The following is a 16,378-nucleotide window of genomic DNA, read 5'->3' on the forward strand; positions in this document are numbered from 1 at the left end:
TTTATTTCTTTCATAAACATTTCCTAAAACAAACACAAAACTAATTGGACAAGTATGAAAAAGGTACTTTTGACAGTCTTGGCGGCCGCAAGTTTGCAGGTGGCCACGGCTCAAAACTCAGCCGTTAACAGTGCTGTACTGAATCATAAAAACGGTTTACTGGACAAGGCCCAGACAGACATTGACAAGGCTATTGTACATAAGAAAACCAGCGAGAGCCCCAAAGCCTGGTTTTATCGCGGTGTTATATACCAGGATATGATCTCCAGCCCGATTTACAGCAAGCAGGTTAGCGACGAAACTCCGAACCTGGTGCTTGAGGCTTTCAACAAGGTAAAACAGCTGGAAGGAAATAATGGCGAATACACCAAGCAGTTGCCGGAGCGTATGGAATTGCTTTATGGGCAGGTGCTGAACCAGGCGGTAGCGTTCCATAACGAGCAAAAGTGGGACGATGCCATCAAAAAATACGAGATGGCCTCTAAGATAAGCCCTACCGACACTACTGCGCTGATGTATGCCGCTTATGCCGCCACAGGTAAGGAAGATTACAAAACCGCTATCCAGTATTACGACAAACTTCTGGGCATAGGCCATAAGACAGAACCTGTATACAAAGCTAAAATCCAGCTGATGCAAGCTACTGAGGCCAAGGAAGAAGATGTAATGAAAGCGCTGGAGGAAGGCCTGGCCGCTAACCCGAACAGTGTTTACCTGATGCAGGAAGAGCTGAAGTACTACCTGGCAGCCGGCAGAGGCGACGAAGCAACAGAAAAACTGGAGAAAGCCATTGCCGCTGACCCAAAAAATGCCAGCCTGTATGCAGTGCTGGGCAATGTGCAGGAGCGTAAGAAAGACCTGGAGAACGCTACCAAAAACTACAAAAAAGCGGTGGAGCTGGATCCTAACAACTTCGATGCCTATTATAACCTGGGCGTAATGGAATATAACAAGGCCAGTGAGCTGATTAACCAGGCTGCTAAAATGGATTATGCCACTTACCAGAAAAAAGGCAAGCCATTAGAAGCACAGGCTAAGAAGCATTTCGAAGCGGCAGCTCCTTACTTTGAAGCTGCTCACAAAGCCCAGCCAGACGACATCAACACCATGCAGAACCTGTTCCGTGTGTATACCCGCCTAGACCGCAAGGCCGATGCCGACCGCATGAGCAAAATGCTCGGTAACGAATAGGAAGATATTGCACTCAAAAAAAGAGCCTGCCTTTTGGATAAAGGGCAGGCTCTTTTATTTGTAATACATCATCCAGCCATCCTTAGTGCTTATAAAATTGGGGGAATGTAAGGTCAATTATTCCAATAAAAAGCGCCCTCCAGTGGCGGCTCCTCTGCTGCTGCTCGGCATCTTAAATGTATATCAGGATCCGAACTGGTGGCATGGCTCATTACAGGCTTCCGGCTAAAACTCCACAATAAAACCCAGTGTAGGCACAAGGTTGCCATCATCGTTATTTAATACCACCGGAATAGCATTGCTGCCATCTGCGCGGAGAGCCGCGCCATCGGTGGTAGCGAAGCCGGAATTGTCGCTGTTACGCTGGAAGGTGTAGCGGTCATAGCCTGGGGTTTTGCTGGCAAGTATGTTAGCTACGTCCAGGAACAGGTCAAGGGTTATGCGGTTAAAATTCCACTTCTTGTCGATACGGAAGTCCAGCTGGCTGAAGGGGCGAAGCCGTTCGGTGTTGAGCAGCGAATAGTCCAGTATCCCGACGCCAAGCGCCCCGTAGTTTCTCTGGGATGCCACCAGGTCGAAAGGAGTGGCGGGCGCTCCGCCAGCATAACGATATTTGGCTCCTACTTCCCAGTTCTTCGGAAGCTTTTTACCCACCAGGCCAGAAATCAGGTGCCTGTAATCCCAGGAACTGGAGACAAAGCGCCCATCGGATCCGGCAAATTCGCTTACCACATAAGTATAGGAGAGCACAGAAAAGACAGTGCCGGTCAGTTTTTTCTGCACATAAAACTCCATACCATAAGCACGCCCATCTCCGTTGGTACGCACGTTTTCATTTCCGATAGACCCGAAATCGCCTCCCTGGTTGGCCAGCGAGATGCCGTCGCGCACAGAAACAGGGTAGTTGCTATAGTCTTTGTAGAAACCCTCCAACGTAAACCGCAGGTCGGTGCGTGGCAGGAACTCGGTGCCCAGCACATAATGGATCGATTTGGTGTAGTCTGCCGAGGTGTTCAGGAAATTTCCGTTTTCCTGGTAACCAAGCACTGTGTAAACCGGCAGCTTGTAATAAATACCAGAAGAAGCATTAAGTGTCCATTTATCTGAAAGCAGGTAGGAGAGGGCAACTCTGGGTGAGAGCGTCTTCAGGGGGTTGTCGCCTGTCTGGGTAAACGAATTCAGGTCTGTCCGGAGGCCGAACGACAGGCCCAGTTTATCATCCAATACCGACCCGGAGACTTGTCCGAAAGCGCCATACCTGAAAAAATCGAGGTCGCTGGCATAGTTTATCGTCAGGCCAGGCTGCACCAGGTTGTTCTGCTCATCCCGCAGCTCTTTGCGAATCTGGCTGAACACGTTGTTGGTGAACTGCACATACTGCGCAGAAAGGCCATATGAATATTTTATGCCGTTCTGATATTTGTTCACGTCGAGCCGCAGTTTATTCTCTGTTTCGCGCGAGGTTGACTTCAGCGTGCGCAACGACTCATTTTTGTTCTGGGCGTCTTCGTATTTTTCCAGATCAATGTTAAAGGCGTTGCGGCTCAGGGCCAGGTTTACGTATCCATCCTTCACCAGTCTTTTCACGGCAAAGCCCGTGGTGTAATTCCATTGGTTGTTGAGCGGCACAGAGCGCAGGATGTACTCATTTTCTGGCGTGCTGTTGCGTGGCACCCCAAACGAAAACTCGTCTATGGCACCAACTCCCAGAAAAGAAAGAGAGGTCTTCTTGTTAAGTTGGTGGTCTACTTTGTACTGAAAATCCCAGTAGTTGGGGCGTATCGGAAGATCCAGCAGCTTAAACAACAGTTGCAGGTAAGACCTGCGGCCCGATACCAGAAAAGTGGTTTTTGGAGATAGCGGACCTTCCAGGGTAGTCGCAAATTCGGAGCCGCTTAGGCGCACATTGCCTGACAGCCGCTCCGGGTTGCCATACCGCTGCCGGAACTGGAACACCGAGGCCAGGGCATTGTCGTAACGGGCATCAAAGGCAGAGGAGCTTACTTTCAGATCTTCAATAAAAGACACGTTCAGGATGCCGGTGGCGCCACCGGCGCTTCCCTGCGTGGTAAAGTGGTTGATGAGCGGTATTTCGATGCCATCGAGGTAATATACGTTTTCGTTTGGCGCCCCTCCGCGTATGATCAGGTCGTTGCGGCTGCCACCGCCGGTGCCGCTGGTTGCCACGCCCGGCAGCACCTGCACTACCTTAGATATATCGAAGTTCCCGCCGGGGTTGCTGCGTATTTCCTCCGTGCTCAAACTCTGCACCGATAGGGGAGTTATCAGGTCGGCCACGGCTGCACTTTGCCGTCTGTTCACCACAACCTCCACCTCCTGCAGACTGTTGGCTGCCGGCGATAGCTCGAAATTCAGAATCTGGGCATTGCCGGACGTCACGTTAATATTGAATTTGCTTTGGGGTTGGTAGCCTACATAAGAACTTTGCACGGTATAGCTCCCAAGTGGAATATTATCCAGCCGGTAAGCGCCCGATTCGTCGCTGGCCGTGCCTAAAGAGGTGCCCCTTAGTTGAATAATAACCCTAATAAGGGGTTCTTGTGTGTTAGCATCCCGAACAGTTCCCGTAATAACGCCGGATTGAGCTATGGTAAACCGAGGAATCAGCAGCAATAGCAGTAAAAACAACTTCATGTTAAATGATATAATATCCAAATTGTATTAGAACATAATATACATCAAATTGTTTAGAGCTTATCAGCTACGCAGAGACAAACCGTTTGACGAAATTTGTTGGGGCGGGCAGCACCACCATTTGCTTGATCATTCGATCAGGGAAATATCAGGCAACATGCTGTGGCTATATGAACCTTGGGAGTGACGCGTGCAGCAGATGGCACATATATGAAAAGGGAGTTGTCTTACATACTACTTAACATAATATAAATTATAAGACTTATAATATACGAGTAAATCGTTATCCAATAAGTGTCACTAATAATATACTTTATGTTAAATAGATGGTCTTTTGATTAAGCCCTGTAATTTTGGTAACAGATTGAATAACTGCTGCTGTTTACAGTTAAATTAATTCTTACAACAACTTATATTAAAAAAGCAGCAGACTGACAATCGGAACCAGTAAGAGTGAGATCAGCGATGACGTAGCGACCAATAGTGCGGCCGATTCCTGTTCGGTATCCAGGAAAGATGAAAACACGACCAGGTTGGCGGCTATCGGGAAAACTGATAAAAGCAGCATGAGTTTTTGCTCGTCGCTTTCCAACTGCCCAATTATGGCAGCCTCAGCCAGTACCAGTAAGCCCATCAGGATAACAGATCCCAGAAAACGACTGCCGACCAGTTTGCCGTATTTTTTATAATCCAGCTGCCTCAGGTTCGCCTTTGATAATCCGATTCCGATCATGATCATGCCGAGCGCCGAAAGCGTCCAGCTGGCACCTTTCATTACCGGCGACAAGGCTTCCGGCAATTCAAAACCCAGCAGGTTTGCTATAACTGCTGCTACGCAGGCGTACACCGCAGGAATTTTTAAAACATTCTTAACAGCCTCACTAACTGGCAGATCCTTGCTTCTGGATATCAGAAAGTATCCAATAGTATCGCCATAAAAAACGTTTCCCATATACGCGCTCATAATTAGCGGCATCTGCTCCTGACCAAACAAAGCCATTACCACCGGAATGCCAAACCAGCCAATATTGTAGTACGAAAAGGAACAGTTTAACTGGTACTTGTTGATGTCCTTCACCAGAAATTTACCGACCAGCCAGGCAGGCAAATTCATCAAGACGGCCAACATAAAAATCATGACGGCAACTATGGCCATTTGTGCCAGCTCCGCTTTAATCAGGTGCTCAAAAATGACGACCGGGATCAGCAGGTACAGCAAGAGCCACGAAATCCATTTATCTTTTAGGCCAAACCAGCGGCTGGCCGCATAGCCTACACCTATAAAGCCATACAGCGGCAGTACGTTTGTAAGAAGCTTAGGCAGAATATCCATACTTAAGGCTGCGCAAGATGTGGTTTGTCATTTGATCGATGCAGGCTACATTGAACCAGACGGCGTTGGTGTCAAACAGTTCCCCTACCAGTAACTGGCCAACCCCATAAAGCGGCGCCTTTGGCTGCGCTGGCACATACAACCTCAGCGAATCAGGGTTGGCAAACACACCTCCGGCCGGATGCGGTTGCAGGAACTTGTTTCTGAGCAGGTTCTGCAGCAGCGGGATGTCCATTTTCTCTACATCTTTTGCCGTTCCGGTGGCATTAATCAGGAAAGGAGATTTTTCAATAGTTCCGTCAGCTAGGTGCAGGAGGAACCGCTCCTCCCCTTCCTCCCAGTTAACCTCACTGGAGCCCCCTTTGATGGTCAACTGTCCTTTTTGGAGCAGTGCCAGTATTTTATGGGCATTGGTTATGGGCATGCTGTGCCGGTTAATGTCCCAGTGGGGGCCGAACCATTTAAGAAAATGGACCTTTTCATCTGCCGTGAGCAGTTTCCAGACCGGAAAGGAGAGATAGCGTGTAGAGACAGCCAGTTTCTGGAAAACGCTTTTTCCGGCCAGCGCTACTGTAAAATCATGCTGCAGCAGTTCCTGGTGAGGCTTGTCGGTACGGTTAAACGCCTTCCAGTTATTTTGCGGCCCCATTACCCGCTCAGCATCCTGCCTGAATAAACGGAAAAGGTCTTTGGTGCGCAACTCTCTTTTTTCTTCCCGCATAAGTTTCCGGATGTTCTCCAGCGTCAGGTGCTTCCTTTCAAAAGGAACATCGAAAGGCGTTTGAATGCGTGGCAGCAACCCGTGCCTGGAGTAAAGCGTCAGGTGGCCGGTGTGGCCGTTGTCCATCAACGTTATTACTGTATCGATGGCGGTAAGGCTGGTGCCGAGCAGCGCAACCGGTGCCTCCTTCGGAATGTTCTGGAGTAACTTGCCGGATGGCCAGGGAAAATCGAAGTAATGGGGCGAATGGTTAAGATGCGGGAAATTGTTGGGTTTTGGAGTTCCTGTGGCTAAAATGGCTATATCCGCTTCCAGCCTGGCACCGGATTTTAACACCAGCGTAACTTTATCATCCGTTACTGTTGCATCTGTTGCCTCCTCCTTCAAAAGTGCAACCTCCAAGTTATGCCGGCGGGCCAGTTGCCTGTATGCGTCTAGCTGCTCCTTCAGATAGGTACCGTACAGGCATCGGGGCAGATAAGCATATGCGTGGATTTCTGCTTCGGGAAATTGTTCCTTCACCATGGTGCTGTTTTCCTGTAGCCACTCCACAAAGTGCATCCGCTCTTCTGCGAAAATACCCATCAGGCCTGCAGGTGTGTTCAGGAGGTGGCCCCTCTGCTGCGTTCCGTAGGCCAGCCCTGGACCAAAGTCGCTGTTTTTCTCCAGCAGCACCAGTTTTACCTGTTGCTCCAGTGGTTCGGCCACCAACTTCAGGACCAAATGCAAAAAGGTGGCTACCCCATTGGCTCCACCTCCTACTATGGCAATTGTTGCTTGTTTCATAGGGGTATAGCAAGGTGTGCAGCTTTACCACACCTGCTATACCTAACCTACATTGCCGGAATTTTGTTTTACCGCTGTTCCTGTAAACCTGAAAGGACGCTATGATCACAGGGAATAATGGCCATACTTCCTTCAGCCGGCAAATAAATTATTCTAATTCAAATACCCCTCCGTAGATCTCTTCTGCTCCTGCTGCTGCTGATCAGGTTTTTCCCTCCATAATCTAGTCCGTCATTTTCAGATTACAGATTTCTCTTTTTCATCTCACTTACTGCAAAGTCAGCTGCCCGTGCTGTCAGGGCCATATACGTTAAGGACGGGTTCTGGGTGGAGGTGGATGTCATGCAGGCGCCATCGGTCACAAACACATTTTTGCAGGTGTGCAGTTGGTTGTGCTTGTTCAGCAACGAGGTTTTCGGATCGTGGCCCATTCGCACGCCGCCCATCTCATGAATATCCAGGCCCGGAGCCTGGCCGGTGTCTATTGTTTTGATATTGGTGAAACCTGCCTTCGTAAACATTTCTGTAAACTGCTCATGGTAATCGGCCATCATGTTGCGGTCGTTCTCGTCGTAGTCCAGGGCTATGTTTACCAGCGGAACGCCCCATTTGTCGGTTTTGGTTTTGCTGAGGCTTACGTGGCTTTCTGCTTTCGGAATGGTTTCTCCCATCATGTGCGAGCCTATTTTCCAGTTGGTCCATTTGGGGTTCAGGAGCTCCTCTTTTAAGGAGGCACCAAAACCGGAGCGGTCTTCCACCTCGTAACGCCTGGCATTCAGCGCGCCGGCATATCCTCTCAGGAAATTAGTTTCCTGCCTGTGCAGGTTTCTGAACCTCGGAATGTAACCGCCCGCCGCCGGGTTGCGGCCATCGGTCCTATATTCCAGCAGGCCTTCATATTCAGCCGTTATCCTGGCCCTGTAGTTATGAAAGGCAAAATACTTACCCAGCAGGCCACTGTCGTTTCCTAAACCTTCCGGAAAACGATCGGAAGTAGAGTTCAGCAAAATCTGGTTGGTATTGACGGCCGATGCATTTACAAAAATAATCTGTGCGTAAAACTCCGTCATTTCCAGAGTATTGGCATCTATTACCCTGACGCCGGTTGCTTTGCCTGCTTCTTCATCAAAGATAATGGAATCTACTATGGCAAACGGATGCAGCGTGAGATTGCCGGTTCGTGCTGCCCAGGGTAAGGTGGACGAGTTGCTGCTAAAATAGCCGCCAAAGGGGCAGCCGCGCTGGCACAAGGTGCGGTTCTGGCACTGCGCCCTGCCCTGCTCCAGGTGGATCGGATTCGGTTTGGAAAGGTGCGCGCAGCGGGCGCTGATCACATGGCGGTTTCCGTACTGGGTCTTTAACTGTTCCTTAAAATAGGCCTCTACGCTGTTGAGCGGGTAAGCTGGCAGAAAATCACCGTCGGGCAGTTCAGCCAGACCGTCAGTGTTTCCGGAAATACCGGCAAATTTTTCTACGTAACTGTACCAGGGCGCAATGTCTTTGTACCTGATGGGCCAGTCTACGGCAAAACCATCGCGGGCAGGGCCTTCAAAATCGAAATCGCTCCAGCGTTGGGTCTGCCTGGCCCAGAGCAGCGACTTGCCTCCTACCTGGTAACCACGAATCCAGTCAAAAGGTTTTTCCTGCACGTAAGGCTGCTCTGAGTCTTTTACAAAAAAGTGCATAGAGTCTTCCCGGAAGGCATAGCATCGGCTCACGATCGGCTCGTTCTCTTTTATGGCAAGAGGCACCTCCAGCCTGTGCTCAAACTCATAGGGCATTTTGTTGGTGGTAGGGTAATCTACCGGATGCTTTACGTCGCGCCCCCGCTCCAGCACCAGGGTTTTCAGTCCTTTTTCTGTCAGTTCCTTGGCCGCCCACCCGCCACTTATGCCGGAGCCAATCACGATGGCATCGAAGGTGCGCTGCTCTACGCTTTTTAAATTTAAATTTGCCATGGCCTAACTAACTAATGTTTTACTTACAGGATAATAACCATCGTATCTGCCCGGAATGAGTTCATACACACGCAGTTTCGTCATCACCAATTCTGAATTCAGATATCCTTTGATGGTTTCGTTTTTCATGATGCTGTAGAAGGTAAGCACGTCCTGGGGTGCCTTCTTATTGTTCAGAGCGGCGATCGCCTCCTGCCGCTGCTCCAGGCTGCAATCTGGAAAGGCGGAACCATATTGTTTTTTCACCATTTCTTCGAACTGCGCAAGTCCGGTCATAAAAGCTTTCTGGTCTTGTTTATTGTGGCAATCGTCGAGCATTTTCAGCACAAACAGGTGCAGCCCTAATTCTTTGGCTCCCGCTGTGTCGGTGGCCGGCAGTATAGTTTCGGCTACCTCTGCCAGCACCCTCTCCTGCCCTTCCGACACCGCCAGGTTTTCTAAGCGAATAGAGGCTTTCTTCTCTTCCGTGATGCAGGATGGCAGCAATACGACCGCACCCGAAAATAAAACCAGGTTTTTAATTACCGAACGTCTGTCCATAAAATCTTCTTTCTGCTAATTTCGTTCTTATTTTTTGCTAACCACACTTCTGAAATATGTCACACTTTGTTTAACATCCGGTGTGTTATGGTTCCAGTTATATTCGTACTCGGCAGAGAGCATGCCCTTGAATTTCTGCCTTTTTAACTCCCCGATAACGCCTGCTATGTTGGTAACGCCCTGCCCCCAGTGTACATCGTGCCCTTTCAGGTCCTGCTCATGCAAATCCTTTACATGCAAATGAAAGATCCGGCCTTCCAACTGCTTCAGGCTGGCAACAGGATCGATCCCGGAGCGGGTCCAATGACCGATATCGGCGCACACACCCATTCGCTTGCTTTGGCCCTTCAGGGCATCCTCTACAATAGCAGGGTTCCAGTAGCGCGACGGTGTAGGGTGATTATGAATGGCTACCTTGATTTTAAATTCATCGCAAAGCTGCGATACCAACGGCAGGTCCTCCAGCTTCGGTTCGGAGGTAATGGTCTCTATGCCCATGGCTTTTGCGAATATAAACAGTTGCCGCCAGTCTTCTGCATTGCCCGGCGAAACCACACCGAATGCCTTCATTTTAATTCCTTTCTTCTTCAGCATGGCTAGGAGCTGTTGCCTTTTCTCGGCCTCCATCCGAATGTCCATCTTGCCTTCCAGGCCACCGCCCAGCGGCTGCCCCGGGTAAGCTTCCACATATTTCAGGCCACAGCTGTCGATCTTGCTTAGCGCTTCATAAAAGGTAAAGTTCTTAAACGTATAGGCCTGCGCTCCCAGTTCCCAGCCCAGTTTGGCTTCGGGGTGTTTTTGGGCATAAGCTGCTAGGCTGCCACCTAAGAGCAACACCAGGCAAGCAAAAGCCTGCAGTATTTTAACATGAAGTATCATATAGGTAATAGTTAGTGTATGCTAAATAAAGATCCAGTAATAAGTAGTGCTGCCAGGCAAGCTGACTGGGGCTTTGAAGGAATTATGCTAAAAGAAACGGGCCTCCGGCGCTTACTTCCTCTGCTGATGCAGCTGCTGTTCTAATGCTTTGCCTTGAGTTCGCTGATGGCTACCTCCGGTACCAGCACTTTGTTTACCTGCTCGGTTACAAGGCTTTTAGGTAATTTGAAAGCAGCCGTCTGCTTTATGTTTCTGGACGAAGCGCCTGCTTTCAGCGTGTATTTCCCGGCTTCTGCTACCCAGGCTGTTTTTCCGGTATCGAAAGAGGAAAGCGCACGTGCATCTAAAGTAAATGTTATGGTCTCTGACTGGTCTGGTTGCAGCAGCCCTGTTTTAGCGAAACCTTTCAGCTCTTTCTCTGGTTTGTCCATGGTATTGGCAGGGGCACTGAGGTACAGCTGCACGACTTCACGCCCTGCTACTTTACCGGTGTTCTTCACTTCCAGGGTTACCGTGATTTTATCCTTAAACTTACCAGAGCTAAGGTTAAGTTTACCATACTCGAAAGTGGTATAAGATAGGCCATAGCCGAACTCATAAGCAGGGTTTACCTTAAAAGAGTCGTAGTAGCGGTACCCTACGTAAATGCCTTCTTCATATACTACTTTTTCGGGTTTGCCAGCCGGTGTGCCTGGAAAGTTTTTGGCAGACGGGGAGTCCTGGTACGCCATAGGAAAGGTGGTGGCCAATTTGCCGGATGGGTTTACTCTCCCGCTCATCAGGTCGGCCAGGGCATGACCTCCCTCCTGACCAGGCTGCCAGGCCAGCAGGATAGCGTCTGCCTGGTCGCGCCAGCTGGCTACTTCAATTACACCGCCAATGTTGAGCACCACCACCACTTTTTTGCCTTTGGCCCGAAACGCCTCCGAAACAGTCTTCAACAGCTTTATCTCCTCAGCCGACAGGTAATAATCATTGTTCAGCTTTCTGTCGCCTCCCTCCCCGAACACGCGCATCAGCGTTATCACCGCCATGTCAGCTTCCTGTGCCTTTCTTCGGATCAGGTTTTCGTCAATGGCCAGCTCTCCCAGAATACTGTCCAGCTTGGGCATGGCAGTAATCAGGCTGTCGGCTTTCATGTTGCGCGGGCGGCCTTTCTTCAGGTACTCCTGGTAGCTGCTTTGCAGTTCTTTGTCGAGCTGGTAGCCTGCCTGCCGGAGCCCTTCGGCCAACGAAACACTGTATTTATTGTTTACCATGCCAGAGCCGGTGCCGCCTACTATCATTTTGTAGGAGTAGTTACCGAACGCGGCAATTTTCTGGTTGCTATTTGCTATTGGCAGGGCCCCCTGCTCATTCTTCAGCAACACCACCGACTGTGCCGCAGCTTCGCGGGCCAGCTGTGCATTTTGCTCCAGGTTGGGCTTGTCAGAGTACGGGTAGTTCTTATACGTTGGAGTCTGCATGGCCACCTTCAGGATACGCCCAATGTTATGATCCAGCACTTTCATATCGAGGGCCCCGTTACGGGCGGCGCTGTCTATTTTATTTGACCACACCGCCAGGCCCGGCATTAGCAGGTCGTTGCCTGCCTGCATCTGCTTCAGGGCGTCTTCGCCACCGTACCAGTCGCTCAGCACAAAGCCGTTGAAGCCCCACTCCTTGCGCAGAATCGTCTCCAGCAGCTCCCCGCTTTCTGAGGTATACACGCCATTGATCTTGTTATAAGACGACATCACCGTCCAGGGATCAGCTTCCTCTACCGCAATTTTAAAGCCCTGCAGGTAGATTTCGCGCAGTGCCCGCTCGCTTACAATGGTGTTGATAAAGCGGCGGCTGGTTTCCTGGTTGTTAGCGGCGAAGTGCTTAATGGAAGTGCCCACTCCCTGCGATTGTATGCCCTTAACGGCTGCTGCTGTCATTTTACCGGAGATAAGCGGGTCTTCGGAATAATATTCGAAGCTTCGGCCTCCAAGCGGGTCCCGGTGAATATTCAGCGCCGGGGCAAGCAGAATGTCTACGCCGTACTCCAGCGCCTCGTGCCCCATTGCGCTGCCTACGCGTTCAGCCAGTTTCAGGTCCCAGCTCGAAGCCACCAGCGATGCCACCGGAAAAGCGGTGCAGTAATAGGAGTTTGGGTCATTGTCTCTACGGGGTGCAATCCGCAAACCGGCAGGTCCGTCAGAAAGATAAATGGCCGGAATACCCAGGCGCACAAACGGATAGGTGTAGCCTCCTACTGCCACAATATTTTTTTGCTTCCGTCCTGGTGTGGCGACAGGCACTACCTCCCGTCTTTTGGCTCCGGTTACCATCAGCGATTTTTCCTCAATGCTCATGGCATCTATCACCTCCTGTAAAGGATTCTGGCCGAGCTGCGGGGCCGGTTTGGTTGGCGGCATGGCAGAAGAATTATTCATGGCCGACTGGGCCATGCCTGATCCGGCAAAGAAGCACTGGGCGATAAAGCAAATGAGTAGTGGGTATTTTGATATTTTCATATTAAAAAGATAATAGATTTAAGTTTTGCCCGGTCAGCTTGCCAGGAGGCAGAGGCCCGGATTTTACAATTATTTGAGTGTTTACATATTTCTATATGTATCTCTCCCGCGAGCTTTCAGCTCGAGGACATTTTGAGGCGAGCTTTCAGCTCGCGGGAGTAATGCTACAGGCGATAAAAGTGGTCCTCGCGAGTTGAAAACTCTCTCCTTCTAAAACCACGAGCTGAAAGCTCGCGGCAGGGATGGTAGTTTTAACTGTAGTTAATCTTTTTAGAAACCCCTTAAGGAGCAGCAGCAGCAGAGGGAGTAAGCGCTGGAGGGCCAGTTTCATTAGCATAATTCCTCCAGAACCTGAAAAGAACTTTTCGGTACAGTAGCCTTATTTTCTTATTGTTCTTCACAGACGATCATTTAAACCATTTCAGCAGTTCTTCTGCAATAACCGTATGGCCGCGCTGGTTCGGGTGGTTCACATGCGACATGTAGGGCTCCACAGTTCCTTCGGTTTTTGCGATCTTCTCAAACTCCGCGTACGGGTCGGCCAGGCCAACTCTATATTTGGCCGCCAGAGCCCGGATCTGTTTGGCATGCTGGGCCAGTTTATTGTCCGGGTTTTTCAGGTCCTGCCGCTGATCAGGTGAAGGCGTTACCAGTATTACTTTTATGTTGTGCCGGAGTGCCTCCTCTATCATTTTCTCCCAGGCCACCTTCGACCTCTCCAGGCCAGGCCCCATGTCGTTAAGCGCATAGTCTATAAACAGCACATCAGGTTTGTGTGGTAGCACGTCGGTGGCAAGGCGGGGCTGGCCCTTTTCGGCATACTCCCCTCCTATGGCCGTAATAATGACATTGATAACCGCATGCGGGTACTCCTGCTTCAGCTTGCTTAACAAAAGGTGCGGGTACGACTCCAGCGTATGCACCTCCTGCCGGCTCCAGTACCCCGACGGTACCGAATGACCATGAAACACCAGGTTGATTCTCCTGTTATTCGGGAATACCGTTTTCAGCTCTTGCTGTACCTCGCTTAAATAAACAGAACTGCCTGCGCTTTTCAGGCTCTGGCACTGTGCCGAAAAAGCTAACAGCAAGGCTAATACAATCAGGTTCGTTTTTCTCATTTTCAACAGACAGCCATTTACCAGGAAACCACCAGATTTCCGGTCACATTTTTCACTACATAACTTTTCCCGAATTCCTTCTCCCCTTTCTGGGCAGGAATCTTTCCTTTTTTCCAGGGGTAGGTGGCGTTCACGTAAAAATGAATACCGTCGTCTGTAATCTGCTCATCGGGGTAAACGCGAACCGTAGCGTTCTGAAGTCCTGATATCTGAAGCCTTCTGCTGATGCCCAGTTCACCGGAGTGCATTTCCTTGCACGATACAATGCCTTCGTTCTGCTCCACAAACACCCGGGCCTCTCTGTTCCAGGCAGTCGGGAAAAAATAAGTAGCATATCCGTTCTGCAGCTCCGTGTCGTAACCATTGAGTACCGGTGCTCCCTGCGGAAATTTAAAGCGATGCTTTACAGAGGTGTTGGGAACATATCCAGACAAGAAATACCCGTTGTTGCTGCGCGAAATGCTTAGAACAGGGCTCTTTACGGCCGGGTCGTATTTATCGACGATGTACTCGAGGCCAAACTCCTGCAGGGCATGCCTTAGATAGGCCGGGCCCACCGCATATTTTTCCGGATCATTTGGTTTCAGGAGTCGTCCCCCTTCGTAGTGGCTGGAATTGGTGCCTCTCACATACACTATTTTGCCGCCTTTCCAGTCTGGCTGCGCCCTTACCCATAGCACGTCGCGGGTGTTTTTGCCCTGCGTCATCTTCACCTTTACCTTAGTGTTCGGGTCTTTCAGTTCTCTGATCTGAGTTTTTAGGCCTCCGCCGGAAAAGAGAGCGGCATGCTGTATAACGGCAGGTGCTGCTTTTGTCAGCCGGTCTTTGCTGTAGCTGTCTGCCAATGTAAACTCTCCTTCCAGTGCAGAAGTGTTCTGCAGGTTCATTAAGGCTGCAAAAGCCGGGCTGGCATGGTCCGCAGGCCCGTACACCATCACCTTACCGCCGTTTTTTACATAATCGATCAAGCTTTTTTCGAAGTCGGAGCCTGCTTCCGGCACAATGGTCACCAGCACAGAGGCATCGAACATGTCCGGCTTGTGCTGCAGGGCAGACCCGAAGTATTTGGTAGAGATAATGGTGTTAAGCGGAAAACCATTGTTGATGGCCTGCCGGATAAACCAGTCGCCATAATATATTTCTGCCAGCCGGTCTTGTTCATTGTAAGCCCAGCTATGATATTCTTCAAAAGGATACACCCAAACCAGCGGCCCCGGCGCAGTCGGGCTGTCGTAGCGGGCTTTCAGAATGTGCGGGGTTACTTCGTTGGGCACCTGTGTCGGCATATTGCCAAAGGAGTCGTCGATGGTCAGGAAATTGAGGTGCGTGGGCAGCTTTATCTCACCCTGCTGGTTAATCATGGCCACTGACATTGGCAGGTAGATGTCGTGTGGTTCACGGCCATACCGGTCGAGCCAGGGGCTGTTCAGCCACCAGGGGTCGTGGGTATAGTAGCGGAAAATGTAGCGGTTGTCGGGCAGCTGCGCAATGCGTGACATGTACCCCACCATCTCCAGTCCAAAATCTCCGTCCAGCGCGGCCCAGGGCGAGTTAGGTGGCGGCAGAATATTATAGCCACCCTCGTAAATCGCCTTCAGGTCTACGCCATCTTTGGCCAGGTCGATGCCCGTAGCCAGGTTGGTGCCCCGCGTCTCGATCCTGAAATCAGGGCATTCCTCCCGGAAAAGGGTCCAGAAATTGATGATCTTGTCTTTGGTGTCTGTCAGATTTTCTTCGTTAAAGCCTTCGCCTGTAAAAATAGTGCCGGTAGAGGCCCAGGGCTCCATGCCAAACCCAAAACCGTTGCTGAACCAGATGTAGTCGAATTCCAGGTCTTTGAGGAAATGCTGGCTCTGGCGACCGAAAAAAGTGCCAAAAGGCGTATTGTCCGGTATTCCGTTTGGAAAGCCTGCGTACGAATCCTGGTCAGCTTTTAAAGTGGCGTAGCTGAATACAAAAGATTTGTGGCCCATGGCGCTACCTTCCAGTATCTCAGGGTGTTTTTTGTACTTAAAATCAGACTTGGCGAATTCCGGCCCCGGATCAAAAGTAGCACCTATGCGGATAGGTTTACCCGTAAGGGCTTCCCCTGTTTCCTTTAAGGTCTGCACTATAAACTTCAGGTCCTGGTAAGTAAAGTTGGGCGGGTTTTCCATGTACAGGTAAGCCCGCTCATGCAGCGACAGCTCTTTGGGCCCTACGCCTACCTCATGTTCGGTATTTGGGTTACCAATGTATTTTGCCCACTCCAGCGGTTGCTCCAGGCTGCCGTTATAATCCAGAATTTCGGAGCCATCAGAGGTCCAGAGCATCACCGAAATGGTATCGGCGTGACGTAACAAAGCGCTCCATTGCGTAAACATCTCTGCCGCCACCCTCCGGATGTAGGCCTCATCGTTTTGCTTGAATGGCTTCAGAGAAGTCTCCAGTGTAATGTTCTGAAACGGTTCCCCCCTCAGGCTAGTGTCTACCAGTGGCAAGGGGGCAGACTGGGCAGCAGTTGGAGCAGGAAGCGGAGGTGGTGGTGTGGTTTTGGAACTGGTGCAACTGTAGGCTAAAAGCCCCAGGAGTAGCCAAAGCCGGTGTTTAAGCTTAAAATTCATTTTTTGTTATAGCGTTATTAGCAGTAATTAAAAGGAAATCAGTATCGGCAATAAGGCACTGGTGTGCTTCAAATTAAATATTAGAAATGA

Annotated in this window: 10 protein-coding genes; 1 reads left to right on the forward strand and 9 read right to left on the reverse strand. The window is 50.2% G+C overall.

All coding sequences use genetic code 11. The features are described from left to right. Window positions 1-54 precede the first annotated feature (54 nt). Window positions 55-1,191 (forward strand): tetratricopeptide repeat protein, encoded by a 1,137-nt coding sequence (locus FJM74_RS00880; RefSeq protein ID WP_187260668.1) that lies wholly within the window; start codon window positions 55-57, stop codon window positions 1,189-1,191. A gap of 225 nt (window positions 1,192-1,416) precedes the next feature. On the opposite strand, the gene FJM74_RS00885 is transcribed toward FJM74_RS00880, so the two are convergent. From FJM74_RS00885 to FJM74_RS00925, 9 genes are all read right to left on the reverse strand, one after another. After that, complete coding sequence (locus tag FJM74_RS00885) at window positions 1,417-3,846, reverse strand: TonB-dependent receptor (protein WP_187260669.1); 2,430 nt, start codon at window positions 3,844-3,846, stop codon at window positions 1,417-1,419. Window positions 3,847-4,261: 415 nt separating this feature from the next. After that, window positions 4,262-5,179, reverse strand: coding sequence for an AEC family transporter (locus FJM74_RS00890; protein ID WP_187260670.1), 918 nt, complete (start codon window positions 5,177-5,179; stop codon window positions 4,262-4,264). After that, the gene (locus FJM74_RS00895) at window positions 5,163-6,686 is read right to left on the reverse strand and encodes an FAD/NAD(P)-binding protein (RefSeq protein WP_187260671.1); all 1,524 of its coding nucleotides are present in this window, start codon (window positions 6,684-6,686) and stop codon (window positions 5,163-5,165) included. The genes FJM74_RS00890 and FJM74_RS00895 overlap by 17 nt, the downstream gene beginning before the upstream one ends. 242 nt (window positions 6,687-6,928) lie before the next feature. Then, window positions 6,929-8,644 (reverse strand): GMC oxidoreductase, encoded by a 1,716-nt coding sequence (locus FJM74_RS00900; RefSeq protein ID WP_187260672.1) that lies wholly within the window; start codon window positions 8,642-8,644, stop codon window positions 6,929-6,931. A gap of 3 nt (window positions 8,645-8,647) precedes the next feature. Beyond that, window positions 8,648-9,184, reverse strand: a complete 537-nt coding sequence (locus FJM74_RS00905) for a gluconate 2-dehydrogenase subunit 3 family protein (protein WP_147922060.1) — start codon at window positions 9,182-9,184, stop codon at window positions 8,648-8,650. A 27-nt stretch (window positions 9,185-9,211) separates the two neighbouring features. Then, window positions 9,212-10,063, reverse strand: coding sequence for a sugar phosphate isomerase/epimerase family protein (locus FJM74_RS00910; RefSeq protein WP_147922061.1), 852 nt, complete (start codon window positions 10,061-10,063; stop codon window positions 9,212-9,214). Window positions 10,064-10,203: 140 nt separating this feature from the next. Then, window positions 10,204-12,564, reverse strand: a complete 2,361-nt coding sequence (locus FJM74_RS00915; protein WP_241738891.1) for a glycoside hydrolase family 3 C-terminal domain-containing protein — start codon at window positions 12,562-12,564, stop codon at window positions 10,204-10,206. Between the two features lie 407 nt (window positions 12,565-12,971). Continuing rightward, window positions 12,972-13,685, reverse strand: a complete 714-nt coding sequence (locus tag FJM74_RS00920) for an SGNH/GDSL hydrolase family protein (RefSeq protein ID WP_187260673.1) — start codon at window positions 13,683-13,685, stop codon at window positions 12,972-12,974. 17 nt (window positions 13,686-13,702) lie between these two features. Continuing rightward, a complete protein-coding gene (locus FJM74_RS00925; RefSeq protein WP_187260674.1) occupies window positions 13,703-16,288 on the reverse strand; it encodes a hypothetical protein in 2,586 nt (861 codons plus the stop codon). Window positions 16,289-16,378: the final 90 nt, after the last annotated feature.

It is taken from the genome of Pontibacter beigongshangensis (genome assembly GCF_014332515.1).
GTDB classification, from domain to species: domain Bacteria; phylum Bacteroidota; class Bacteroidia; order Cytophagales; family Hymenobacteraceae; genus Pontibacter; species Pontibacter beigongshangensis.